Here is a 21,535-nt window from a genome sequence, read left to right on the forward strand (position 1 = left end):
TAGCGCGATGTGTTTCGTAGCACGAACCGCACACCGTGCAATCCCCGCCTGCCTCCGCGCCCGCTGGTCATCTCCCCACTCCGTCGAATTTAATCAGTGTGCTGATAGACAGCATACTGATCGTCAGTGGTTCGTTCAACATGTTTTTTGGTGGGGGTGTCGGCTGCTCGACCGGCTGCGGCGAAGCCGAGCACCGTGGTGATCGACAGCCGCACCAGCCGATCGCCCGCGGCCGCGATGGGGTCTTCCTCCCGACCGAAATCGCCTGGGTGGTGGCACGGTCGTTCGCCTGGATCAGCTTCTCTCGGCGATTGAGCACGATCTTCGAGCAGACGACCGAGCCCCTCATCGCTTTCATCGAGATCGCCTTCGTCTCAATCCTCGCACGGGGCCTCAAGCGGCTCGCTCCCCAGGCATTCAGCGCATGACGTCTACAAACACGCTCTCAATCGGTGGGTGGACTGCCAACGACCCAGCGTCCGGCCCAAACACCGCAATGTTCAAGGTAAGCCTTACCGACACGGTATTGCGGCTAGCCGGGGAAACTCTCCCGCCGCGCGGCTGTTGAGGCGCGTGGCTACCCTTGCGCGTCAATGGCGGGGGCGGGACGATCCGGATGCGTCGGGAAAGGACAAACTTCCATGGTGACCTTGAGCGTGAATGGTATCGAACACCGGTTTGATGGCGATCCGGACATGCCATTGCTTTGGTACCTGCGCGACGAACTGGGCCTGACGGGCACCAAGTTCGGCTGCGGCGTGGCGCAGTGCGGTGCTTGCACCATCCATGTGGATGGGCAGCCCGCCTTCTCCTGCGTCACGCCCATGAGCTTGGTGAATGGGACGAAGATCACGACCATCGAGGGGCTGGCCAACGACGGCAACCACCCGGTGCAAGTGGCTTGGCGGGAGCTGAACGTGGCGCAGTGCGGCTACTGCCAAGCCGGCCAGATCATGCAGGCCGCCGCCCTGCTGGCCGCCATTCCCAACCCGTCGGACCAGGACATCAATGGCACGATGAGCGCCAATCTCTGCCGATGCGGCACCTATACGCGCATCCGCGCCGCCATCAAGCAGGCGGCGCAGAGCCAGTCCGCCGGACGGAGGGCCGGGTGATGGGCGATCTCTCCCTCAGAAACGTCAGCCGCCGCATGCTCCTCGGCGGCATGGGTGCCGCCACCTTCGTGCTGGCGGTCGGGCTGCCCATCCTGTCGCGTGCGGAGGAAAAGAAGAAGTTCGGCGCCGACGCCATGCCGCACGGCTGGAAGGACGACCCGCATGTCTTCGTCTCCATCGCCAAAGACGGGGAGGTGACGATCACCTGCCACCGCTCGGAAATGGGTCAGGGTGTCCGCACCTCCATCGCAATGGCCATCGCCGACGAGCTTGAGGCCGATTGGGCCCGCGTCAAGGTCACCCAGGCGCCCGGCGATGAGGAGCGCTTCGGCAACCAGGACACCGACGGTTCGCGCAGCCTGCGTCACTTCTTCATGCCGATGCGCCGGGCCGGTGCTTCGGCCCGCGCCATGCTGGAGCAGGCGGCGGCCAAGCAGTGGGGTGTCCCGGTCACGGAGGTCCGGGCCGAAAACCACAAGGTCGTCCACTCCGCCTCCGGTCGCTCCATCGGATACGGCGATCTGGCGGAGGCCGCCGCGGCCCTGCCGGTTCCGGCGGACGACACGGTGCGGCTGAAGGACCCCAAGGACTTCCGCTACATCGGCACGGAAAAGATCGGGCTGGTGGACAACCGGGACATCACCACCGGCAAGGCCATGTACGGCATCGACACACGGCTGGAGGGCATGCTGTACGCCGTGATCGCCCGCCCGCCGGTCTTCGGCGGCAAAGTGGCGAGCTATGACGCGGGTGAGACCTTGAAGACGCCCGGGGTGGTGAAGGTGGTGGCGATCGACGCACCGCAGATCCCCTCGGAGTTCGAGCCGCTGGGCGGCATCGCCGTCATCGCCCGCAACACCTGGGCGGCCATCCAGGGCCGCAAGAAGCTGAAGATCCAGTGGGACGACGGGCCGAACGCCGGCTATTCGTCGGAAAGCTACCGCAAGCAGCTTGAAGAGTCCGCGCGCAAACCGGGCAAGCTGGTGCGCGCCCAGGGCGACTTCGACAGCGCGATGGCGAAAGCCACCAAACGCGTCGAGGCCGAATATTACATTCCCCACCTTGCTCAGGCGCCGATGGAGCCCCCGGCGGCCGTCGCCCGCATCGTGGACGGGTATTGCGAGGTTTGGGCCTGCACCCAGGCACCACAGGTCACCCGCCTGCGTCTCGCCAAGCGGTTGGGTCTGGAACCGGAGAAGGTCAAGGTCAATGTCATGCTGCTGGGCGGAGGCTTCGGCCGGAAATCGAAACCAGACTATGTGCTGGAGGCCGGCATCCTCAGCAAGGCCATGGACGGCGCGCCCGTGAAGGTCACCTGGACGCGCGAGGACGACCTTCACCACAGCTACTACCACACCGTTTCGGTCGAGCGGCTGGAGGCCGGGCTGGACGAGCAAGGCAGGCCTGTCGCCTGGCTCCACCGTAGCGTGGCTCCGACGATCGGCTCGATCTTCGCGCCCGACCCCAAGCACGAAATGCCCTTCGAACTCGGTATGGGTCTGACCAACACGCCCTTCCCGATTGCCAACTTCCGTGCCGAAAACCCGGAGGCGCCGGCCCATGTCCGCATCGGCTGGTATCGATCGGTGTCCAACATCCCTCACGCCCTCGCTATCCAATGCTTCGTGGCGGAGTTGGCCCACGCGGCCGGCCGTGACCCCAAGGATTACCTGCTGGAATTGATTGGACAGCCGCAGAAGATCGACCCGACCGATCTGGGCGACGTCTGGAATTACGGCGAGAACCCCGACCGCTATCCGATCGACACGGGGCGCCTCCGTACGGTGATCGAGACCGCCGCAAAAGGCATCGACTGGGGCCGGACGGTTTCGAAGGGCAGCGGCCTGGGCATCGCCGCCCATTACAGCTTCGTCTCCTATGTCGCCGTAGCGGCCGAAGTGGCTGTGGGCGAGGATGGTCGCCTGTCGGTTCCCCGCGTGGACATCGCCATCGATTGCGGCACGCAGGTCAACCCGGAGCGCATCCGTTCACAAATGGAAGGAGCGGTCATCATGGGCCTCGGCCAAGCCCGGCGGGCCGAGATCACGTTCAAGGATGGACGCGCCCAGCAGAACAATTTCGACAGTTACGAGCTGGTCCGCATGGACACGTCTCCGCGAGAGATCCACGTCCATCTGGTCAAGTCGAATGCCCCGAACCTGCCTATGGGCGGCGTCGGCGAGCCTGGCCTGCCGCCGGTGATGCCGGCCATCGCCAACGCCGTCTTCGCGGCGACCGGCAAGCGCATTCGCCAGTTCCCCATCCGCGACCAGCTCGCCGTCTGACGGCAGGGAGACCAGTCATGAAGCTTGCCCTTACCCTCGCGACCGCGGTCGCCGGTCTTCTCGCGAGCGGCCCAGCCCTCGCCGCCTCCTGCACCGAGCGGATCACCTCATTGGAGGCCAAGCTGGCGGAGAAGGCGGAATCCGCCATCTCCACGTCCTCCGCCGGCCAGGGCGTCGCTGGTGCCCGTGAGGGTCAGGCCATTCATGCCGAGAACACGCACGGTCCAGTCGGCACCCCCGCCGTTCCTTATCAAAAGGAGCATAAGGAAGCCGGCGCTGTTCGCTCTGCCGAAAATGCGGGCGCCGCCGGCGATCGTGTTATGCAGGCCAAGGCCTCGCTCAACCAAGCCAAGAGCTTTGACCAGCAGGGCAATGCCAGCAAGTGCGATGAAGCCGTCACCGAGGCGCAGAAGCAGCTCGAACCCGACTGAGCGCGAACGGGCGGCGTCAACGCATATAGCCTGCCCGGATCGTTGATCTGGAACGCATGCCGGCCGACCGCGGCGTCCATCCCATCAGAACTCGAAAAAAACGCTCCCCAGCCGCGCAGGTTTTCCAATGCGGCCGGGGAACCGGCCGGATTACTTCACCAGCGGGCAACCGCCCTTGTCGATGGGTCGGTAGGCCTCGTTGCCCGGAATGGTGGTCAGCACCTTGTAATAATCCCACGGTCCCTTGGATTCGGCCGGGCTCTTCACCTGCATCAGGTACATGTCGTGGACCATGCGGCCGTCGGCGCGCAGCGTGCCGCCCTTGGCGAAAGCGTCGTTCACCGGCGTCTCACGCATCTTCACCATCACCGCCTTGGCCTCGTCGGTGCCGGCGGCCTCGATGGCCTTCAGGTAGTGGCGCACGGCGGAATAGCTGCCGGCCTGGATCATGCTGGGCATCTTGCCGGTCTTCGCCATATAGGCCTTGGCGAAGGCGCGGGCATCGTCGTCGCGGTCGGCGTTCCAGCCATCCATCAGCACCAGCCCCTGCGCCGCCTGCAGACCGAGGGAATGCACGTCGGTGGGGAACATCAGCAGGCTCGCCAGCGTCTGCCCACCCTGCGGTAGGCCGAACTCCTGCGCCTGCTTGATCGAGTTGGCGGTGTCGCCGCCGGCATTGGCGAGCGCGATGACCTTGGCCCCGCTCGCCTGCGCCTGCAGCAGGTAAGAGGAGAAGTCGGCGGTGTTCAGCGGGTGGCGGACGGAGCCGGTGACCTTGGCGCCGTTGGCCTTCAGCACCTCGGTCAGCGACTGCTCCAGCGCATGGCCGAAGGCGTAATCCACGGTCAGAAAGTGCCAGCTGTCGCCCAGGATCTTGACACCCGCCTTACCCATGCCCTGGGCCAGCGCATAGGTGTCGTAGGTCCAGTGCGCCGTGGTCGGCGAACAGGCCTCCCCGGTCAGCTGAGCGGCACCGCCGCCGGAGATCAGGAAGACGCGGTTCTTGCGCTTTGTGATGTCCTGCACCGCCAGCGCGACGGAGGAGGTGGGGACGTCGACGATCACGTCCACCTGTTCGGTGTCGATCCACTTGTTGACCAGCGCCGCGCCGATGTCCGGCTTGTTCTGGTGGTCGGCGAAGATCACCTCGACCGGCTTGCCGGCGACCTTGCCGCCCATCTCCTCCACCGCCATGCGCACCGCCTCGACCGAGCCCATGCCGGTCGGGTCGGCATAGACGCCGGTCATGTCGTTCAGGACGGCGATCTTCACCTTGTCGTCGGAGATCTGGGCGTGAGCGGCCCCGGCGATCAGCGCGGCGGAACAGACACCGGCAGCCAAAAACCAGCGTTTCATGGATGTTTCCTCCCTGTTTGGTTTGTTTTTTCGGACGATCAGAAGGCGACGTTGTCACCGCCCTTGGTCTGCAGCATCGCGCGCGCCTCCTCCGGCGTTGCGATCTCCAGGCTCAATTCCTCCAGGATGCGGCGGATCTTGGTGACCTGTTCGGCGTTGGAGGTCGCCAGCTTGCCGCGTCCGGCATAGAGGCTGTCCTCCAGCCCGACCCGGACGTTGCCGCCGAGAATGGCGCTCAGCGTGACGAAGGACATCTGGTGGCGTCCGGCGGCCAGCACCGACAGGTAATAGTCGTTGCCGAACAGCCGGTCGGCCGTGGCCTTCATGTGCATCAGGTTTTCCGGATCGGGGCCGATGCCGCCGAGGATGCCGAAGATGCATTGCGTGAAGAAGGGCGGCTTGACGATGCCGCGGTCGGCGAAATGCGCAAGATTGTAGAGATGGCCGACGTCGTAGCACTCGAACTCGAACCGGGTGCCGACATCGCCCAACTCGCGCATACCGCGCTCGATCTGGGCGAAGGTGTTGGACAGGATGAAGTCGGTGGTCGACTCCAGATAGGGCTTCTCCCAGTCGTGCTTGAAGCTGTCGAACTTCGCCGCGGCGCCGGAGATGTTGAAGTTCATCGATCCCATGTTCATCGACGCCACTTCCGGCTGCGCCCGCTTGGCTGCGGCCAGCCGCTCGTCCAGCGTCATGCCCAGCCCGCCGCCGGTGGTGATGTTCAGGATGGCGGCGGTCTGCTGCTTGATGCGCGGCAGGAACTCCATGAACAGGTCGGGCGAGGGGGAGGGCTTGCCGGTTTCCGGATCGCGGGCGTGCAGGTGGAGCATCGCCGCACCGGCCTCCGCCGCCGCCACGGCGTCGCGGGCGATCTCGTCCGGCGTGACCGGCAGATGGGGCGACATGGTCGGTGTGTGGATCGAGCCGGTCACGGCACAGGTGATGATGACCTTGTCGGCGCGCTTCATTGGGTGTCTCCTCCCTTGTTTTCCGTGATGTCGAGTGCGGTCAGGAGCCGGTGCGCAGGGCCCGCCGCTCCTGCTGGAGCGTCTCGATCAGCGCCAGGAGCAGCTGGTCGCGCTCCTGCGCCAGATCGGCCTGCGACCGGCCGTGCAGCGCCTCCCGCATGCCGGCGGTCAGCTGGCCGCGCAGCTCCGGCGTCAGCGCCGGGGTGCCGAGATCCCGCCACCAGTCCTCCATCGCCGGGCCGATATGGTCGAGGAAATGCGACATCCCACCCGCACCGCCGGCGAGGTTGAAGATCATGTTCGGCCCCATGATCGCCCAGCGCAGGCCCGGCCCTTCCGCGATGGCGGTGTCCACATCCTCCACGCTGGCCAGCCCGGTGGCGACCGCATGGACCGCCTCGCGCCAGAGCGCCGCCTGGAGGCGGTTGGCGAGATGGCCGGGCACCTCCCGGTTCAGGCGGATCGGGCGTTTGCCGATTGCCCGGTAGAAGGCGATCAGCCATTCGACCGTGCCGGCCGTTGTGTCCCGGCCGCCGACGACCTCCACCAGAGGGATCAGGTGTGGGGGATTGAAGGGATGGCCGACGGCGAAGCGTCCCGGCACGCGGCATCCCTGCTGCAGCTCGCTCATGATCAGGCCGGAGGTGCTGGAGGCCACGATTGCATCGTCGTCCAACACCTCTTCCAGCGCGGCGTAGAGCGCGCGCTTGACGTCGTGCCGCTCCGGCGCGTTCTCCTGGACGAAGCGGACGCCGCGCGCCGCGTCGCGCGGGTCGGTGTGGAAGCTCCACTTCTCCGGATCGGCGCCGGGGGTGAGGCCCAGCTGTTCCAGCGCCGGCCAGGATTCGGCGATCAGGCCGCGCACCACCACTTCCGCGGCGGGATTGGGGTCGCTGATGGCGACGCTCATCCCCCTGGACAGAAACAGCGCCGCCCAACTGGCGCCGATGGTGCCGGCACCGATGACGGCGACGCGCCCAACTGCGTCAGGATCAGGGGCCACCGGCCCCTGAAGGTCCGATCGGGTGTCGGTCGGGTTGGCCGTAGCGTTGGCCCTGGGATCGAGTGTCATGGTCCTCCCCGGATGTTCTGGTTTTGCCCAGGCCGTTCATCAGCAGATCGATGGACTGGGCCGCGATGTCGCAGGCACTGAGGCCGCCGTTCGGCCGATATCAGCAGGCGATCCAGCCCTCGGCGATGCCGCGTTCGATCAGGCGGCCGAGGCTCCTCGCCGACGCGGATCACGCACAGGCCCAAGTCCATGGTGACGATCTCCGCATATTTATGCATGACGGCGGTCAGTCCTCATAGGCACTGCCGCCATGGCCCATCAGGCCGTTGGAGACCTCGTCGAGCATCTCCCGCCCGATGCGCACGCACTCGAAGAGGATCTCTTCCTTGTTCCTGACGTAATATTAGGTGGTCGGCTTGATGACATTCAGGCGCCACGCGATGTCGTCCAGCGATGTGTTGTGAATGCCTATCTTGTAGAGGGCCTGCGCCGCCGTCCGCAGCACGGCGACATGCTTGGCTTCCCGCTCCGTCCAGCGGTCCGCGGACGTCTTTCATGGCGATCCGCCGTCCAAAGTATCCCGCATTGGAGCATCCTGCATCGCGTCGTCACTCCGTTCCGGCACGCGGTCATCCTACAGCCTTTGCATTCGTCTATCGCGCCGACAGCCGCAGCAGCCATGGCCGATTGATAGCCACGCGCACTGTTGATAAGCGCATCAATTGGCCTCATCCTACTCGCAAGTAACATACATTCCAATAAGTATGTTTGGGGGCGCAAGCATAAGGAAGGATGAACGCATGGACGACATCGCCTTGGCCTGAACCAACAGCATTGGCGCAGCGCCGATCTGGCGGTCGCGTCGAGGCTGGCCTAGATGGAGTGGCCCGTGACGGTGGCGATCGACTCCACAGGACCGAAGGTGTTCGGCAAAGGCGAATGGACTTGCCCGGAGAAAGTGGAGAGCCAGTGTGTCGATTCTACGCAGCGACCTCAAAGACACAGGGGCTTTTGAAGCCGAGTGAGGAGTGTTGCCGGATTGGATTATAGAAGCCGTCGATGTAGCGGCCAATGGCGATTTCAGCCTGCCGCCGCGAAGTAAAGATCGTGCGCCACACCAGCTCTGACTTCAAGGTCTTGAAGACAGTCTCCACCATCGCGTTATCGTAGTAGTTCCCGCGCCCGCTCATCGAAACCAACATTGCGTTCTCCTGCAACACCTTCTGGTAATCATCCGAACAGTATTGGGCGGATTCAAGCGGTCGTCGCAACAACCTGACGCAGGAGGTTGCGATGAAGAAGCGGAAGCGGCGCTCGGATCGATCTGGACGGGTTTCTCTGCGGTCACCTGGTCGGCCCCCCTCGGCACAGCGTGAGGATCACCGGCGGTTCTGGGCGGCGATTGCGATGGGACAATCGAGCGAGGATGCGGCATCCCTGGCTGGCGTGTCGCCCGCGGTGGGGGGACGTTGGTTCAGAGAGGCGGGGGGTATGCCACCAGCGAGGTTTGCATCGTCGGCGAAGCTGCCGTCGAAGCGGTATTTGCAATTATCGGAGCGGGAGGAGATCGCGCTGCAGCGGGCCCAGGGGCTTGGCGTACGGGAGATCGCTCGCCAGTTGGAGCGAGCCGCCTCGACCATTTCCCGGGAACTGCGGCGCAATGCCGCCCCCGATCGGGCGGGCTGGAGTATCGGGCAACGACCGCGCAATAGCATGCCAATCGCTCCGCTCGCCGGCCCAAGCCGGCCAAGCTGGTGGTCAATCCAACTCTGCGCGACTATGTGCAGGAGCGTCTGTCCGGCACGGTGGTTGCTCCGGACGGCATGGCGATCCCAGGCCGGCTGTGCCCTGGAATGCGCGTCGTCACGGGCGCCGGCAGGACCGGCGGTGGGCCAAGGCGTTGGGCCTTGAACAGATCTCCCGGCGCCTGCGGCTCGACTTTCCGGAGGACCCAACAATGCGCATCAGCCATGAGGCCATTTGTCAGGCGCTGTTCATTCAAGGCCGGGGAGCGTTGCGCCGCGAGTTGACCGCCTGCCTGCGAATCGGGCGGACTCTGCGCGTTCCGATGGCGCGGACCCGCAAGCAAGGTAAGTCCTTCATCACCCCCGAGATCATGATCAGCCAACGCCCGGCGGAGGTGGCGGACCGGGCGGTGCCGGGGCACTGGGAGGGGGATCTCATCATCGGCTTGGGCGGATCAGCGATCGGCACCCTTGTGGAACGGACGACGCGGTTCACGATGCTGCTCCATCTGCCTCCGATGCCAGGGCACGCCAGCGGACCGCGCCTCCACAATGGGCCGGCGCTTGCCGGTCATGGTGCCGAGGCTGTCCGTGATGCCATCGCGCGCACGATCTCAACCTTGCCTGCACAACTCCGCCGGTCGCTGACCTGGGATCAGGGGGCGGAGATGGCCCAACACGCCAATATCCGGATCGACACCCGGCTGTGCGTCTACTTCTGCGATCCGCGCAGTCCATGGCAGCGCGGCACGAACGAGAACACCAACGGCCTGCTACGCCAGTACTTTCCCAAGGGAACCGACCTGATCGTGCATGATGCCGACACCCTTGCGGCCGTCGCCGTCGCCGTCGCCCTGAACACAAGACCCCGCAAAACCCTCAGCTGGAAAACTCCGGCCGAGGCGCTGGACGAATTGCTCCATTCTATCGATAAGGGAGGCCGAGAAGAGGCTGTTGCGACGACCGCTTGAATCCGCCTTGGCTTCCACGATCTGAATGATGGATCAGACCGGGAGACCGGAGCACCCGCTTTCTCTGCATCGATGAGCTGAACTCTCATCGACTTGTCTCCTTCGCAAAGAAATCGGCTGCCTTTTTTAACAGGTCACGCTCCTGGCGTAAAACCTCGTTCTCACGACGCAGACGGACCAATTCCTTTTGCACATCGTCATGTGGACCGGACAGAAGCTCCGCTTCCTGATATTGCGATCTCCATCGCGTCAGCGTTGATTTGCCGATCCCCAAATCAGCCGCCACTTCCCCGACAGTCCGGCCGCTCGTTGCGATATGCCGAACAGCTTCCCGCTTGAAATCTTCCGTCAGCTTACGCCGAAGCCCGTCACCCATGCCAAACCTCCTGGTCCCTCAGACCATAGATGGAGGCTCTCCACTCTCTCCGGGCAAGTCCACCATGCGGGTGGTGTCGTTCGAAAGAGAACAGCGTTCCGGCAGTGAAAACACGAGAAGAGGCGGACCCTCGTCCTCATATGCAATACGTTCAAGGCGGAGGTATTCCTGTAGGGGCAGGTTGCTGGATAAACATCCCACATCATACGGACCGGTCCGCCCACGCCGCGCCGGAGGCGATCCGCCGTGCCGCCGTCTCGATCAGTTGGTATTTCACACTGCTGACGGTGGCTTCCCGGAACCAGTTGATCAGGTCGCCCCAGGGATCGACGATCTTTGCGAGGCCGGAGACGAACGCGACGACCGCACCGACGTCGATGTCTCCCCGCACCACGTACCAGCCGCCGATGCCAAGAATCACCGAGACGCCGAGGTGGTGCAGCAGGTTCATCAGGAAGTTCATCCCGAACTTCAGCGTGTAAATGCCCATATTCAGCGCGAAAACGGTGTCGATGCGCTTGGGCTGGTCCCGGCTGTCGACCATCGTGCTTCCGGTGCTGCCGATCATGTTGCTGCTGATCTGGCGCAGCGTCCTGATGCGCATCGCCGCCCGCCGGTTGATCGCCCGCTGGATCAGCGGAACGATGATCATCTGCGGCAGGAAAACCAGCGCGCTGACCAACGCGAATTCCAGCCGCAGATGGGCGATGTAGACGAGCACGCTGACCAGGATGCCGGTCTGCAGCAAGGGTTCTGACACGCTGATGCCGACGAAGTTGCCGATCGGTTCCGCTTCCGACAGGACCAGCGCGATTTCCACGCCCTCCTCTTCCTGTGAACCGTGCCGGCGCGGAACGTAACGGGCCAAGCCGAGGATGGTCATGCGCAGATGCCGCACCGCCCTTTCGCTGACCCAGCCACGGTAGAGGTTCAGGATGAACTTGAGCACACCTTCGAGGAGCGCGATGCCGAAATAGGCGACCGACAGCCAAACGATCGCGGACAGCGATCTCGACGAGATGGCATCATTGACGATGCGCCGCTGGATCTCGAGCGGCCAGATGCTCAAAAGGAAGACCATGACGGAAAGGACCGCCAGCCCGACTTGATGCTTGCCGCTGTGGCGCCAGACATAGCCGCCGACCGACGCCGGCAGCGGCCCGGTGCCTTGTCCGCGCAGCGCAACTCCGGCGGCTGCCCGTTCTTCCATCATGCCGGAGCACCTGACGCCGCCCGCCGCGAATGCCACCGGCCGGCCGTGGCAGCGCTGTCGAGACCGTTCTTCATTTCGCCCGTTCCTCTGTACGTTGCACCGCCACGCATCACTCGTAGCGCAGCGCTTCGATCGGCTGGAGGCGGGACGCCTTGCGGGCCGGGTAGAAGCCGAAGAAGACCCCGATCACGGCCGCAAAGCCGACCGCCAGAAGGATCGCCGGCATGCTCAATTCCGTCTGCCAGTGCGCCCAATGTCCGATGGTGAAGGAGGCGGCGGCACCGACGGCGATCCCGATCAGCCCACCGGTCAGCGACAGCGTCAATGCTTCGATCAGGAACTGGCCCAGGATGTCGCGGCTGCGCGCTCCGACGGCAAGGCGCAGTCCGATTTCCCGGGTCCGCTCGGTCACGCTGACCAGCATGATGTTCATGATGCCGATTCCACCCACCACCAGCGACACCGAGGCCACCGCCGCCAGCAGCAGCGTCAGCACGCGCGACGATGCCTCCTGTGCCTGGGCGACCTCCGACAGGTTGCGGATCCAGAAATCATCGTCCTGTGCGGGCTGAAGACGGTGGCGCTGCCTCAGCAGGTCGTGGATCTGCGTCCCGGCGGCGTGCATGTCGGCACCCTCGCGCATCTTGACCAGGATGGCGCCCACCGCCCGCCGGCTCACCTCGCTGCCGCCCAGTACGCGGTTGCGCGCCGTGCTCAGCGGCATGACGACTGTGTCGTCCTGATCCTGCCCCTGCATGCTTTGGCCCTTGCGGTCCAGCACGCCGACCACGGTGAACGGCACCTTCTTGATGCGGATCAGTTGGCCGACCGGATCCGCGCTGCCGAACAGGGTGGACGCCACCGTCTGGCCGAGCAGCGCCACCTTGGCCGCGCGGTCCTCTTCCGCCTGTTCGAAGGGCCTGCCCTGAGCGACGCCCCAATCCCGTGCCGCCAGAAAGTCGGTGGTGGTGCCGAAGATCACGGTGGACCAGTTGAGATTGCCGTAGATGATCTGGGCCGTGCCGCGCACGCCCGGTGCCGCGACCAGAATCTCGGGGATTTCCCGCTGCAGGGCCTGGGCGTCGTCCTCGCTCAGCGTCATCTGGGTGCCGAAGCCCAGACGCACGCCGCCGGAGGTGATCGCGCCGGACACCACAATGATGAGGTTGGAGCCGAGGCTGTCGATCTGTTGGGCGATGCGCGCTTCCGCTCCGGCGCCGACCGCGATCATGGTGATGACCGACGCCACCCCGATGATGATCCCCAGCATGGTCAGCATGCTGCGCATGAGGTTGAGGCGCAATGCGGCGAACGCGATGCGGATGGACGACAGGGGGTTCATGCCGCGGCTCCCGGCTGCTGCAAGCCCGCCAGCACCTCGGACGCCACGCGGGGTGCGACGACCGGCCGGTCATCGATCAGCCGGCCATCGCGAAAGCTCAGCGTGCGCCGGGCGAAGGCTGCGATGTCCGGCTCGTGGGTCACCAGCACGACCGTGATGCCGCGCGCATTGAAGCCCTGGAACAGCGCCATGACCTCGATGCTGGTGCGCGAATCGAGCGCGCCGGTCGGTTCGTCGGCCAGGATCAGCAGCGGGTCGTTGACCAGCGCACGGGCGATGGCGACGCGCTGCTGTTGGCCGCCCGACAATTGCGAGGGATGATGCCATGCCCGTCCGGCAAGGCCGACCTCGGTCAGGCGGGCGAGGGCGCGGCGGCGGCGCTCCTGGGCGGAAAGGCCGGCGTAGACGAGCGGCAGCTCCACATTTTCGACCGCCGGCGTGCGCGGCAGCAGGTTGAAGCCCTGGAACACGAAGCCGACCAGACGGTTGCGCACCCCTGCCAGTTCATCGGGAGCAAGGTGCGACACGTCGCGCCCGTCGAGGCGGTAGAGGCCGGCGCTGGGGCTGTCGAGGCAGCCGAGCAGGTTCATGAAGGTGGACTTGCCCGATCCCGACGGCCCCATAACGGCCACGAACTCGCCGGCGGCGATGCGCACCGACACGTCGTTCAGGGCGAGCAGGGGCACGTCCCCCAGTCGATACTCCTTGCTCAGGTGTTCGGTCTCGATCAGCCAGTTGCCCATGGTCGGGCTCCCCGGTGGAAGGCGCAGATGTCAGAAACGGGGTCCGCCGGCCATGGACGGCATGGTGCCGGAGGCGGCAGCCGGGGCGGTTTCGCTAAGGATGACCCGTTCGCCGGCAGACAGCTTGCCCTCGACGGCCTCCACCACGGTCCCGTCGGAGGTGCCGAGACGAAGGGGGCGGCGTTCCGGCTGGCCGGACGAGCCGAGCACCCAGACATCGCCCGCTTGTGGGGATGGCGGCGCATCCGGCAGGGGGGCCTTGGCCGGGCGATAGCGCAGAGCGGCATTGGGGACCAGCAGCGCGTCGTCGCGATGCTCGACGACGATGCGGACGTTGGCGGTCAGGCCGGGCAGGAGCGCCAGATCGGGATTGGGCGCCGAGATGACCACGTCGTAGGTGACGACATTCTGTACGACCTGGGGTGCTTTGCGGATCTGGAGCACCGTGCCGGCAAAGGCGCGGCCGGGGTAGGCATCCACGGTGAAATGCACCTCCTGGCCGACCCGCACCGTCCCGACATCCGCCTCGTCCACGGATGCGTCCACCTGCATGGCCGCGAGATCCTGGGCGATGGTGAAGAGCACCGGCGCCTGCAGGCTGGCCGCAACGGTCTGGCCGCGATCGACGTTGCGCTGGATGACGGTGCCGTCCACCGGCGCGACGATGCGCGTATGTTCCAGATTGATGCGCGCGCCCTGATAGGCCGCCTCCTTCTGCTGCACCAGGGCCGTCGCAGCCGCGAGGTTGGCCTGGGCGAGACTCAGCTGGGCCTCGGTGGACCGGATCGTGGCCTGTTGGCTGACCTCCTGTGCGCCGAGCGCCTCAACGTCGGCCTGGGCGGCGTCGCTGGCGGACTTGGCGCTGTCACGGTCCGAAGCGGATGCATTTCCCCGCTCGAAAAGCCGTTGCGTGCGGTCGAAACTGGTCCTGGCGTTGAACAGGAGCGCCTGCGATCTGCGCAGCTGGGCCTGGACGTTGGTCAGGGTCGCGCGCGCTGCCTCCAGGTCGGCGGCTGCGCGGGCGACGGTGGCCTGCTGGGTCTGGATGCCGGCCCGGGCGACGGCGAGATCGCCTGCCGCCTGTGCCACCTGTGTTTCGAACAGCGCGGGATCGATGCGGGCGATGAGCTGGCCGGTCTTCACCTCCGTGTTGAAGTCGGCGACCAATTCGCTGATTTGTCCCGACACTTGCGATCCGACCTGCACCGTAACGACCGGATTGACGGTGCCGGACGCGGTGATCGATGCGGTGACCGCGCCGCGCGTCACCGGTCCGGTCCGATAGGCGGGAGCGGCGGTCTGGGTGCCCATGGTGTGATAGAGCAGCCCCGCCGCGCCCAACAGCGTGAGCAGGATCCCCAGCAGCCAGCCCGAGTGCCGGAAGGCGCGTTGGGCTGGTGGGGCCGGGGTGGTCGAGCGTCCGTGGCTCGATCCGTTGTCGGTCAGCGGCAGAGTCATCGGCCGTCTCCGGAAGGACCGGTTCGACGGTCCATGCTATCGACCCAGGCTATCCGTCTGACGGTCCGCAGCATTGACGTGCATCAACATCGGCGGCGCTCGATCAGGTTACTGCAAAAGGTGTAACGACAGGACGGCCCTGCACCGGTGGGGCACCGTCAAGTTGGCGTTGGACGGGTTGCCGGAGCGGTTCACCCTTTCGCCGCCAACTGACCGGACGCGAATCGGGCAAGCGTTCCGGCGTCGAGGCGCCGGTCGTGGAGCGCGCTGGCCACCAGCACGGCATCGGCGCCGTGCGCGGCCAGCGCGTTCAGATCCGACGCATCGCGCACGCCGCCGGCCCCCCACACCCGAACCCCCGGGCGTCGGGCCGCCAGTGTGGCGATGCGGTCCAGGTCCGGCCCCTCGCCCGAGCCGACCCGGTCCAGCGTCATGGCGATCACGCGCGCGGGCCAGCGGCCGGCATCCTCATGCAGCGCCGCAGGTCCCAGCGGAGTTCCCTGCCGGACGTCCAGCGACAGCGCCACCCGGTCTTCTCCGGCCAGCGCCAGCGCCGCGTCCAGCGTCGCGCCGTCCGACTGGCTTTCGCTGCCGATCACCAGATGCCGGATCCCGGCGTCGAACCAGCGGCGACAATCGTCGGGCGTCGCCAGTCCTGCATCGACCCAGAACGCCACCTCCGGCCAGCGCGCCTGCAGTGCCGCGACGGTGGAACGGTGGTCGCCATTTCCCCTGATCGCGTCGAGATCGGCGACATAGCAGGCGCGGAAGGGTTGCAGCGCCAGCAGCGCGGCCACGATATCCTGTGGTGCGGATCCTGCGGTCAGCGCGCTTTCGATGGGGCGGTAGCGGTCGCGCTCCCCCCGCTTGGCATGAACCACCTGCTCGCCCAGCAGGTCGATGACGGGAACGATGTCCATGGAGAACAGCCTTCGTCGGGTTCTGGTCTGCGAGTATGTCACCGGCGGCGCGCTGTGCAATGGGCCGCTTCCGACCGACCTGATTGATGAGGCCAACGCGATGGTCGCGGCCCTGGTCGGTGATCTGGTCGCGCTGGACGGAATACACGTCACGCTGTGCTGGGACAACCGCCTTGCCCCGCCGTCCTTCCCGGCCGACCGTGTCGCCCTGTTCCCGGTGGCGCCGGGCGAGGATCATGAGGCGCGCTGGTGCGATGCCGCCGACCGGTGCGAACTGGTCTGGCCGGTCGCGCCGGAAAGCGACGGGCTGCTGGGCCATGTCGTGGCTCTTTTCCGCGGCACCGGTCGTCCGGTGGTCGCCTGCGCCCCCGAGGCCATCGCTCTTGCGTCGTCGAAGACGGCGACGGCGGCGCGGCTGGCCGCGCACGGCATCGCGACCATTCCCACTGTGCCCTTCGGCGCCCCGCCACCGCCCGCCGCTCGCCATGTGGTGAAGCCGGACGACGGCGCCGGTTGCCTCGACACCTTCATCGTCGACGACATCGCCGCCTGGACGCCGCCGCATGCCGGCCGCTGGATCGTCCAGCCACTGGTCGAGGGCGAGGCGTGCAGCCTGTCCATGCTGGTCGACGATACCGGCGGGGTGCGGCTGCTCGGCTGCAACCGTCAGACGGTGGAGCGCGGGAGCGACTGCTTCTCCTTCCATGGCGTGGAGGTCGGGGCGATGGAGCACCGCCGTGCCGCCTGGGAGCCGCTGGCTCGCGCCATCGCCGCCGCGATTCCTGGCCTGCGCGGCTATGTCGCCGTCGATCTCATCGACCGGCCTGATGGTCCGGAGGCGAAAGGTCCGGTGGTGGTGGAGGTGAACCCGCGCCTGTCCGTCGGTTACTCCGGGCTGTCGCGGGTGCTGGGCTGGAACCCGGCGGGCGACATCCTGACTCTGTTCCACCCAAGATCGGCAGATGCGGGCCGGGAGGACGCACATGCCTGACACCCGTGGTTCGACCGTGATCGGCTGGGACATCGGCGGCGCCCACCTGAAGGCCGCCTGGGCGGAGGACAGCCGGCTGCGCGATGCGGTCCAGGTGCCCTGCCGGCTCTGGGAAGGGATGGGAGAGTTGGATGCGGCACTCGCCACGGTGCTGGAGCGCCTGCCGGCGAACGCCGACCATGTGGTGACGATGACCGGCGAACTGGTCGATCTGTTCGACGACCGCGCCCAGGGCGTGCACACGCTGATCGACCGGATGGCGGCGGCACTGCCGCAGGGGCGGCTGCGCGTCTATGCCGGCCGGCGCGGATTGCTGTCGCCACAGGAGGCGCGCGGACAGGTGATGGACGTGGCCTCCGCCAACTGGATGGCGACCGCCGCGGTGGTCGCCCGGCTCCTGCCTGCGGCGCTGCTGGTCGACATGGGCAGCACCACCACGGACATCGTGCCGGTGCGCGATGGTGCGGTGGTGGCGCGCGGCGTCACCGATCACGAGCGGATGGCGGTGGAGGAACTGCTCTATACCGGGCTGACCCGCACGGCGGTGATGGCGATGGAGCGCACCGCGCTCGTCGCTGGCGAGCGGTTGCCGATGATGGCCGAGTATTTCGCCACCAGTGCCGACCTCTACCGTGTGCTGGGCCGGCTGGACGAGGCCGCGGACCAGCATCCCGCCGCCGACAACGGGGCGAAGACGGTCGGGGCCAGCCTGCGCCGTCTGGCCCGCATGGTCGGGCATGATGCCGGCGACTACGATCCGGCGGTCTGGCGGGCGATGGCCGCCGATCTGACCGAACGCCAGCTGCGCCGCATCCACGATGCCGCCTGCCGCGTGCTGTCGGCCGGGGTGCCGCCCCTTCCGGTCGATGCGCCCGTGGTCGGGGCCGGCGTCGGACGGGCCGTCGTGAAGGAGGTGGCCGGCCGGTTGGGCCGTCCCTACCATGATTTCTGCGATGTGGTGGGTGCCCCCGGTCAGGATTGGGTCGCCAGTTGCGCCCCCGCCGCCGCCATGGCGCTGCTGGGTTGAGGGGGGAGACATGAGCCGCGCCTTCGTCAAGGAAAGCGACGCGGAAACCGAGGGGCCGCTGCCGCAGATCACCGGCCCGCTGCATGTGTCCGCCGCCACCGTTGCCGCCTGGCAGGACGAGCTTGCCGCGGCCGACGCCGAGGTTGCGAATCTGCGCGGCTCCGAAGCGCCGGAGGACCGGCAGGCGATGAGCAGCGCCAAGCGGCGCGCCGACCTGCTCCGCGCCCGTCTGGCCGCCGCCGTGGTGATGCGCCCGGCCAGCTCGGCGGAGGAGGTCGGGTTCGGCTCCGTTGTCGTCGCCGAGGATGAGAACGGGCGCCGATGGACGTTCACGCTGGTGGGCGGCGAGGAGGCCGATCCCGCCGCCGGCCGGATCAGCTGGCAATCCCCGTTGGGTGAGGCGCTGATGGGCGGACGGGCCGGCGACGTGGTCGAATGGCCGCGCCGAAACGGCCCCCTGTCGCTGACCCTTCGTTCGGTGTCGGCGTTCTGATCCTTGCCGGTTCAACCGCCATGCAGTTGCCCCTCGATCACCGACACCGGATGGTGGACGGAGGCAAAGCGCTCCACCCCGCACAGGACCGGCACCTTGACGCTGCCGATACGCGCCACGCGGCCGAACTGTCGAAGACCAGGCCGTCCTGCGTCATGGTCCGATGTTGGTGGCGAGGGACTTGACCCAGAAACGAAGAGGTTTGGCGGTCTCCTCCCGGTCGCCGGCATCGCACCAGGACAGGGTTCCGCCGATCTCCGGCTCCAGCCGATAGCCCAGCCGCCGCCATGCGGCATCGGGCGTCCGGTAGGTGTTCGGGCGGCGGGGATGGTCGACGGAACGGACGATCTCGCCGAAGGCGATGGACGCGAAGCGGCCGGTTTCGCGTATGTGGGATTCGCCAATTTCCAACAGGGCGGTCCCGATCCCGCGCCCGCGATGGGAGGGGAGGACCACCACCTCGCCGAAATAGAAGATCGAGCGCGGGTTGCAGCCTGCATGGGTGAACGGATCGCGCAAGGCGTCCAATTCCTGGTCGAGCGGTGCGCCGGTGACGGCCGCGACCATGCGGTTGCGCGCGAAAGCGGCCAGGATGAGCCCGCCCGGCAGGCCGCCGAGACCGGACAAATAGCGTTCCTCGTACGCGGCCGAACCGGAATAGAGATAAGGGAACTCGCCCAGCACCGCCAGACGCAGGACCGCCAACTCCTCCACCCGGTCGGCCAGCGCGGCGCCGGTCAGCCGCTCCACCCGTATGCCGCCTCCTATGTCACCATGCAGCCGCGGCCCGTGGGGCGGCACGGGCCGCGCCGGAAGAGCGGTGGCGAAGCCCCCTTCCGGAAGAGCCCCCGCGCTCACCGTGCCGGCACCGGCAGGAACCGCCGCAGGAATGCGAAGCGTTCCGGGCGCGGGGCGGAGGCGGTCCGGCCGAAGCTTTGCGTGATGCGGTCGAGAACGATGGCCAGCAGAACGACGCTGAGGCCGCTTTCGAAGCCGAGCGCGATGTCCAGGCGCTGGATGCCCTGCAGCACCACGTTGCCCAGGCCGCCGGCGCCGATCATGGAGGCGATGACGATCATCGACAGGGCCATCATCATGGTCTGGTTCACGCCCGCCATGATCGAGGGCAGGGCGTTCGGCAGCTGCACCTTGAACAGAAGCTGGCGGTCATGGCAGCCGAAGGCCTTTCCGGCCTCGACGATCTCGGCCGGCACCTGCTGGATGCCCAGCGACGTCAGGCGCACCGCCGGCGGCATGGCGAAGATGACGGTGGCGAGGATTCCAGGCACCCGGCCCAGGCCGAAGAACATCACGGCCGGGATCAGATAGACGAAGGCTGGCATGGTCTGCATGAAGTCCAGCGTGGTGCGGACGATGCTTTCGACCACGCGGTTGCGCGCCATCCAGACGCCCAGCGGCACGCCGATCAGCAGGCTGAGCAGGGTGGCGGTCAGCACCAGACCCAGGGTGGAGGCGGTCTCCGTCCACAGCCCCATCCCGGCGATCAGCAGCAGGGCGGCGACCGTGAAGACGGCGAAGCCGACGCCGACGCGCCAGAGGGAGATGGCGACGAGCAGCCCGATCAGCAGCCAGGCCGGCGCGCCGACCAGCACATAGTCGATGGCGCCGCCGAAGCCGTTCACCACTGTCGCGATCGCGTCGAAGGTCGATTGGAAATGGTCGAGCATGAAGCTGACCAACTCCTCGACCCATTTGCCGATTCTGATTTCGGACTCCATCGGTCAATCCCCCCGAACCAAGGTGTGGAGCATGAGGGCGCGTGAAATGGCGCCGAGGAAGTTGTGGTCGTCGTCGACGACGGGCACCGGCCATTCGGTGTCGGCGACGAGCGCGAGCAGGGCATGGACGGGCGTCGCGGCGTTGACCGTGCGGACGTCGGGCAGGAAGGCGTTGACGAAGCGCGGCTGCGGCCCGTTCAATTCGCGTTCCAGCGTCGTCTGCGAGACGATGCCTTCGAAGCGGCCGTCCTGGGTGCGCACATAGCCGAAATTGTGGTGGTTCTCGCGCAACTGCTGCAGGGCGGGGGCCAGTTCGCCGGGCAGGCGGATGACCGTGTTGGTCGCCTCGTAGCGCGCCACGTCGCCGGCCCGCAGCACCTTGGAGGCATCGACATTGCGGAAGAAGGAGCGGACGTAATCGTCGGCCGGGCGGCTGAGGATTTCATAGGGCGTGCCGACCTGTACGATGCGGCCGCCTTCCATGATGGCGATGCGGTCACCGATGCGCATCGCCTCGTCCAGGTCGTGGGAGATGAAGACGATGGTGCGCTGATGCTCGCGCTGCAGGCGCAGAAGTTCGTCCTGCATTTCCGTGCGGATCAGCGGGTCGAGAGCGGAGAAGGCCTCGTCCATCAGCAGGATGGTGGGATCGTTGGCCAGCGCGCGGGCAAGGCCGACGCGCTGCTGCATGCCGCCCGACATCTCGCGCGGATAGCGGCTGGCGTAGGCGCCAAGCCCGACCTGCTCCAGCGCCTGCTGCGCCGCCTTGTGTCGCTCCGCCTTGGACACACCGGAGATTTCCAGGCCGAAGGCGGCGTTGTCCAGCGCGCTCAAGTGCGGCATCAGGGCGAAGGACTGGAAGACCATGCCCATGTTGCGGCGGCGGGCCTGGATCAGCTCGGACTTGGACATGCTGACCAGATCCTTGCCGTCGAGCAGGATCTCGCCGCTGCTGGGTTCGATCAGGCGGTTCAGCAGGCGGATCATGGTGGATTTGCCGGACCCCGACAGCCCCATGATGACGAAGATTTCGCCCGAACGGACCTGAAAGCTGGCATCCAGCACGCCGACATTGACATTCAGCTTCTCCAGAACCTCCGCCTTGCTGGCGCCCTGGCGCAGCATGGTCAACGCGGGTTTGGGATCGGCGGAGAAGACCTTGTAGACGTTCCGCACCTCCAGCCGGACCGCCGCGTCATCGCCGACGCTCGTCCTGGCAGCGCCGCGGGGAAAGCCCAGGCTGGCCGGTCCACCGACCGAAACCGCGCTTCGCATCATCGTGTTCATCGACAGGCCTCCTCTCGATTGGCGACAGCGCGACCTGTGGTACTGGGAGGATCGTTTTGC

20 protein-coding genes and 4 pseudogenes are annotated in these 21,535 nt (G+C 66.6%); 10 read left to right on the forward strand and 14 right to left on the reverse strand.

From position 1 onward, the window contains the following. Positions 1-98 precede the first annotated feature (98 nt). The 4 genes from M5E06_RS16945 to M5E06_RS16960 all read left to right on the forward strand — a co-directional run bounded on the left by M5E06_RS16945 (position 99) and on the right by M5E06_RS16960 (position 3,831). Positions 99-428: a hypothetical protein gene (locus M5E06_RS16945; RefSeq protein ID WP_252139169.1), complete on the forward strand. Its 330-nt coding sequence runs from the start codon at positions 99-101 to the stop codon at positions 426-428. A gap of 213 nt (positions 429-641) precedes the next feature. Further along, positions 642-1,115: a (2Fe-2S)-binding protein gene (locus M5E06_RS16950; protein WP_252139170.1), complete on the forward strand. Its 474-nt coding sequence runs from the start codon at positions 642-644 to the stop codon at positions 1,113-1,115. Next, complete coding sequence (locus M5E06_RS16955) at positions 1,115-3,400, forward strand: xanthine dehydrogenase family protein molybdopterin-binding subunit (protein ID WP_252139171.1); 2,286 nt, start codon at positions 1,115-1,117, stop codon at positions 3,398-3,400. Before M5E06_RS16950 ends, M5E06_RS16955 begins: the two co-directional genes overlap by 1 nt. A gap of 17 nt (positions 3,401-3,417) precedes the next feature. Then, positions 3,418-3,831 (forward strand): hypothetical protein, encoded by a 414-nt coding sequence (locus tag M5E06_RS16960; RefSeq protein ID WP_252139172.1) that lies wholly within the window; start codon positions 3,418-3,420, stop codon positions 3,829-3,831. A 150-nt stretch (positions 3,832-3,981) separates the two neighbouring features. Here the strand turns inward: M5E06_RS16960 and M5E06_RS16965 are convergent, their stop codons facing one another. Genes M5E06_RS16965 through M5E06_RS16975 form a run of 3 tightly spaced genes read right to left on the reverse strand, consistent with a single transcriptional unit; the run spans position 3,982 to position 7,230 of the window. Continuing rightward, on the reverse strand, positions 3,982-5,187 hold the full coding sequence (locus tag M5E06_RS16965) for an ABC transporter substrate-binding protein (protein ID WP_252139173.1): 1,206 nt from the start codon (positions 5,185-5,187) through the stop codon (positions 3,982-3,984). Between the two features lie 38 nt (positions 5,188-5,225). Further along, positions 5,226-6,158: a 3,5-dioxohexanoate:acetyl-CoA acetone transferase gene (gene kce / locus M5E06_RS16970; RefSeq protein ID WP_109152387.1), complete on the reverse strand. Its 933-nt coding sequence runs from the start codon at positions 6,156-6,158 to the stop codon at positions 5,226-5,228. A gap of 40 nt (positions 6,159-6,198) precedes the next feature. Then, complete coding sequence (locus M5E06_RS16975) at positions 6,199-7,230, reverse strand: 3-hydroxyacyl-CoA dehydrogenase NAD-binding domain-containing protein (protein ID WP_252139174.1); 1,032 nt, start codon at positions 7,228-7,230, stop codon at positions 6,199-6,201. A 250-nt stretch (positions 7,231-7,480) separates the two neighbouring features. Here M5E06_RS16975 and M5E06_RS16980 point away from each other — a divergent pair, with 250 nt between their 5' ends. Next, entirely contained in the window at positions 7,481-7,861 is a 381-nt protein-coding gene (locus M5E06_RS16980) for a hypothetical protein (RefSeq protein WP_252139175.1), read from the forward strand. A gap of 147 nt (positions 7,862-8,008) precedes the next feature. Further along, positions 8,009-8,113 (forward strand): annotated as a pseudogene (locus M5E06_RS16985) (IS5/IS1182 family transposase); the annotation flags it as partial. A 37-nt stretch (positions 8,114-8,150) separates the two neighbouring features. Here M5E06_RS16985 and M5E06_RS16990 read toward each other — a convergent pair. Further along, positions 8,151-8,420: pseudogene (locus tag M5E06_RS16990) on the reverse strand (integrase core domain-containing protein); the annotation flags it as partial. Between the two features lie 43 nt (positions 8,421-8,463). Here M5E06_RS16990 and M5E06_RS16995 point away from each other — a divergent pair. Next, positions 8,464-9,886: pseudogene (locus tag M5E06_RS16995) on the forward strand (IS30 family transposase). 5 nt (positions 9,887-9,891) lie between these two features. Here M5E06_RS16995 and M5E06_RS17000 read toward each other — a convergent pair. The 6 genes and pseudogenes from M5E06_RS17000 to M5E06_RS17025 all read right to left on the reverse strand — a co-directional run. After that, positions 9,892-10,262: pseudogene (locus M5E06_RS17000) on the reverse strand (transposase); the annotation flags it as partial. A gap of 202 nt (positions 10,263-10,464) precedes the next feature. Next, positions 10,465-11,511, reverse strand: a complete 1,047-nt coding sequence (locus M5E06_RS17005; RefSeq protein WP_252139176.1) for an ABC transporter ATP-binding protein — start codon at positions 11,509-11,511, stop codon at positions 10,465-10,467. Between the two features lie 73 nt (positions 11,512-11,584). Continuing rightward, positions 11,585-12,817, reverse strand: a complete 1,233-nt coding sequence (locus tag M5E06_RS17010; protein WP_252139177.1) for an ABC transporter permease — start codon at positions 12,815-12,817, stop codon at positions 11,585-11,587. Next, positions 12,814-13,560 (reverse strand): ABC transporter ATP-binding protein, encoded by a 747-nt coding sequence (locus tag M5E06_RS17015; RefSeq protein ID WP_109153822.1) that lies wholly within the window; start codon positions 13,558-13,560, stop codon positions 12,814-12,816. Before M5E06_RS17015 ends, M5E06_RS17010 begins: the two co-directional genes overlap by 4 nt. A 30-nt stretch (positions 13,561-13,590) precedes the next feature. Continuing rightward, complete coding sequence (locus M5E06_RS17020; RefSeq protein WP_252139178.1) at positions 13,591-15,018, reverse strand: efflux RND transporter periplasmic adaptor subunit; 1,428 nt, start codon at positions 15,016-15,018, stop codon at positions 13,591-13,593. A 191-nt stretch (positions 15,019-15,209) separates the two neighbouring features. Further along, complete coding sequence (locus tag M5E06_RS17025) at positions 15,210-15,938, reverse strand: HisA/HisF-related TIM barrel protein (protein ID WP_252139179.1); 729 nt, start codon at positions 15,936-15,938, stop codon at positions 15,210-15,212. On the opposite strand from M5E06_RS17025, the gene M5E06_RS17030 reads away from it, so the two are divergent. From M5E06_RS17030 to M5E06_RS17040, 3 genes are read left to right on the forward strand one after another with little or no spacing between them, the layout of a single operon-like run. Beyond that, entirely contained in the window at positions 15,937-16,929 is a 993-nt protein-coding gene (locus M5E06_RS17030) for an ATP-grasp domain-containing protein (protein ID WP_252139180.1), read from the forward strand. The genes M5E06_RS17025 and M5E06_RS17030 overlap by 2 nt on opposite strands. After that, on the forward strand, positions 16,922-17,956 hold the full coding sequence (locus M5E06_RS17035; protein WP_252139181.1) for a hydantoinase/oxoprolinase family protein: 1,035 nt from the start codon (positions 16,922-16,924) through the stop codon (positions 17,954-17,956). Before M5E06_RS17030 ends, M5E06_RS17035 begins: the two co-directional genes overlap by 8 nt. Before the next feature lie 10 nt (positions 17,957-17,966). Next, the gene (locus M5E06_RS17040; protein WP_252139182.1) at positions 17,967-18,449 is read left to right on the forward strand and encodes a GreA/GreB family elongation factor; all 483 of its coding nucleotides are present in this window, start codon (positions 17,967-17,969) and stop codon (positions 18,447-18,449) included. 11 nt (positions 18,450-18,460) lie between these two features. On the opposite strand, the gene M5E06_RS36070 is transcribed toward M5E06_RS17040, so the two are convergent. The 4 genes from M5E06_RS36070 to proV all read right to left on the reverse strand — a co-directional run bounded on the left by M5E06_RS36070 (position 18,461) and on the right by proV (position 21,475). Further along, positions 18,461-18,568, reverse strand: coding sequence for a chorismate-binding protein (locus tag M5E06_RS36070; RefSeq protein ID WP_502801986.1), 108 nt, complete (start codon positions 18,566-18,568; stop codon positions 18,461-18,463). Positions 18,569-18,602: 34 nt separating this feature from the next. Continuing rightward, complete coding sequence (locus M5E06_RS17045; protein ID WP_252139183.1) at positions 18,603-19,199, reverse strand: GNAT family N-acetyltransferase; 597 nt, start codon at positions 19,197-19,199, stop codon at positions 18,603-18,605. 104 nt (positions 19,200-19,303) lie between these two features. After that, positions 19,304-20,188: an ABC transporter permease gene (locus M5E06_RS17050; RefSeq protein ID WP_252139184.1), complete on the reverse strand. Its 885-nt coding sequence runs from the start codon at positions 20,186-20,188 to the stop codon at positions 19,304-19,306. Positions 20,189-20,191: 3 nt separating this feature from the next. Next, positions 20,192-21,475 (reverse strand): glycine betaine/L-proline ABC transporter ATP-binding protein ProV, encoded by a 1,284-nt coding sequence (gene proV / locus M5E06_RS17055; protein WP_109154798.1) that lies wholly within the window; start codon positions 21,473-21,475, stop codon positions 20,192-20,194. Positions 21,476-21,535: the final 60 nt, after the last annotated feature.

The sequence above is a fragment of the Azospirillum sp. A1-3 genome, from assembly GCF_023806445.1.
Classification (GTDB): domain Bacteria; phylum Pseudomonadota; class Alphaproteobacteria; order Azospirillales; family Azospirillaceae; genus Azospirillum.